The sequence below is a fragment of the Massilia sp. CT11-108 genome (assembly GCF_047302915.1).
GTDB classification, from domain to species: Bacteria; Pseudomonadota; Gammaproteobacteria; order Burkholderiales; family Burkholderiaceae_D; genus Telluria; species Telluria orientalis.
Genome location: NZ_JBKYMO010000658.1, coordinates 1 through 2,590 on the forward strand (window position 1 = coordinate 1; position 2,590 = coordinate 2,590).

The 2,590-nt window shown below is 69.5% G+C and carries 1 protein-coding gene and 1 pseudogene; both read right to left on the minus strand.

What is annotated here, in order from left to right; translation table 11 throughout:
• Positions 1-597 (minus strand): annotated as a pseudogene (locus ACEN88_RS29025) (hybrid sensor histidine kinase/response regulator); the annotation flags it as partial.
• A 19-nt stretch (positions 598-616) separates the two neighbouring features.
• The coding region (locus tag ACEN88_RS29030; RefSeq protein WP_413345283.1) for a methyl-accepting chemotaxis protein at positions 617-2,590 on the minus strand (1,974 nt) is incomplete at its 5' end.

A 2,590-nucleotide genomic window follows, 5' to 3' on the forward strand; every position in this document is an offset into this window, starting at 1 on the left:
CATGGCGGCCGCCTGGGCGCGCTGGGCGTCGACGTCCTGGCTGCGCAGGAACGGCAGCAGCGCCTTTTCGAATGCGGCGCGGGTCGCTGCGTAGTCCGGCATCGGGCCGGCGCCGCCAGCCGGCAACAGCGCCGGGGCGAGATCCAGCACGAGCATCTGGCCCGGGTGCACCCTTTCTACGCCCAATAACTCCTGCAGCGCGCGGTAGTACGGGAACAGGCGCACGGGCTGCGGCGCCGCGCCGTCCAGCAACTCTTCCAGGTATTCGACGAGCGCCCGATACGCCTCGCCCACGGCGCCGGCACGCTCAAGCTCGAGCGCCAGCGTGCCATCCTTGAAGCGGTCGATGACCTGTTCGGCCGCCTCGCTCAGGCGTTCGACGCCGGCCACGTCGACCATCTGCAGTGCCCCGTGGGCCTGGTGCAGGTGCGACTTGGCATGCAGCAGCAGCGTGGGCTGCGCTTCCGGTGTGCGGCCAGCCGCATCCTGCAGCGCCTTGGCGGAACGCCCGAGGGCGTCGCGGATTTCACCGATGACCCAGGACAGGGGGCCGGTGTCGAAAGGCGGTGCGGCGGATGCGTGCGAAAACTGGGTCATGTGGGCAAAAGTGAGATGCTCAGGCGGCGACGCGGAAGCGCGACACCGAATTCTTCAGTTCCTGCGCGAGCGCCGCCAACTGCCGGATCGACTGCGCGGTCTGCTGCGTGCCGCCCTGTGCCTGTTCGGTGATCGCGAGGATGTGCTGCATATTATGCGCCACGCCGTTCGCGGACGTCGCCTGCAAGCCCGCGGCGACCGCCATCCCCTGGATCAGCTCCGCCAGGCGGTTCGACACGCGCGAGATGTCGGCCAGCGCGGCGCCGGCCGCGTCGGTCGTGCGCGCGCCCTCGACGACGCCCTGCGTCGACTTTTCCATTGCCGCCACGGCGTCGTGCGTGTCGGTCTGGATGGTGCGCACCAGCGCGCCGATCTGCTTGGCCGCTTCGGCCGACCGCTCCGCCAGCCGCTGCACCTCTTCCGCCACGACCGAGAAGCCGCGCCCCGCCTCGCCGGCCGATGCGGCCTGGATCGCGGCGTTCAGCGCCAGCACGTTGGTCTGCTCCGTGATGTCGGAAATGAGTTCGGTGATCTCGCCGATCTCCTGCGACGATTCGCCCAGGCGCTTGATGCGCTTGGAGGTTTCCTGGATCTGCTCGCGGATCTCGCCCATGCCGCGGATCGCGTTCTGCACCGCCGTCGCGCCCTGCTCCGCCGCCGCCACCGACTGGCGCGCCACCTCGGCCGATTCCTTCGCGGAGCTGGATACGTCCGTGATCTCGCCGGCCATGCGCAGCATCGTGGCCGACGTGTCCTGGATCTCGCGCGCCTGCTGGCCCGCCGCGACGAGCAGCCGGCTCGACACCTGCTGCGCGTCGTTCGACGCCTGCGTCACCTGTTCCGCCGTATCGATCACGCGCACGACGAGGCCGCGCAGCTCTTCCACCGTGTAGTTAACGGAGTCGGCGATGGCGCCCGTGATGTCTTCCGAGACGGTGGCATAGACCGTCAGGTCGCCGTCCGCCACTTCCTGCAATTCGTTCATCAGGCGCAGGATCGCGGCCTGGTTCTGGTCGTTGGTGGCCTTCGCTTCCTCTTCCTTGGCCTGGGCCAGCAGGCGCATCGCCTCCGCTTCCTGGCGGCGCGCGTCGGCGCCGCGGGTGCGGTTGCGCGAATCCTGCAGCATCACGCGCGAGATGCTGCCCGCCGTGACGAGCGTGAAGATCGATGCCGCCACGAGCACCCACAGCCACATGCCCGTGCTGCCCGCGCCGGCGCGGTACGATGCCTGCAGGCCGGTCAGCTGGCGGCGCAGCGCTTCGTTGTCGCGGAAGATCGTCTGCTCGGCGGCCTTGGCGGCCGTCATGTCGGACAGTTTATCCAGGAAGGTCGAGATCAGCTTCTGGCAGATGTCGAATTTCGACTGCACTTCTTCCAGCTTGGCGCGCAGGTCCGGGTCGCGCAGCGGGGCCAGGCCCAGCGTGGCGCTGCCGTTCAGCAGGCCATCGACGGTGGCGCGGAACGTGGTCGTGTCGCGGCCCATCTGGAACGCGGTCTCGGGACGGATGCCGCCCGACGTGAGGAATTCGCTGGCGCTGCGCGACAGGCGCTGCGTCAGCATCATCATGCGGCCCAGCGCCGCCAGTTCGCGTGCGCTGCCGCCGCGCGCCGTGCGTTCGGTGAGGATGTCTTCCGTCAGCGCCAGCATGTCCGGCGCCAGCACGTCGAGCTGCTTCAGGTTCTTGTCGAAGGCGACCAGCTCCGGCTTCATCTTGAGGATGCTGGCGGCGGCCGCGTCGGACACGTTCCACTTCTTGCGCACGGCGGCCAGCTGCGCGGCCAGGTCGCCGGACGATGCGGGAATCGCGTTGCCGTTGAAGTCGCCGCCGCGGGCCAGCAGGTCGAGGTCGTGCGACAGGGCGATGCGGCTGTCCTGCAGCTGCGTGAACGCGTCCGGCACGCCCTGCATCGCGTTCGGCGCGGCCTTGCCCACGCGCTGCGAGTGCATCAGCGCTTCGCTGGCGATCTGGGTCTGGCCGCTGGCGATCGCGCC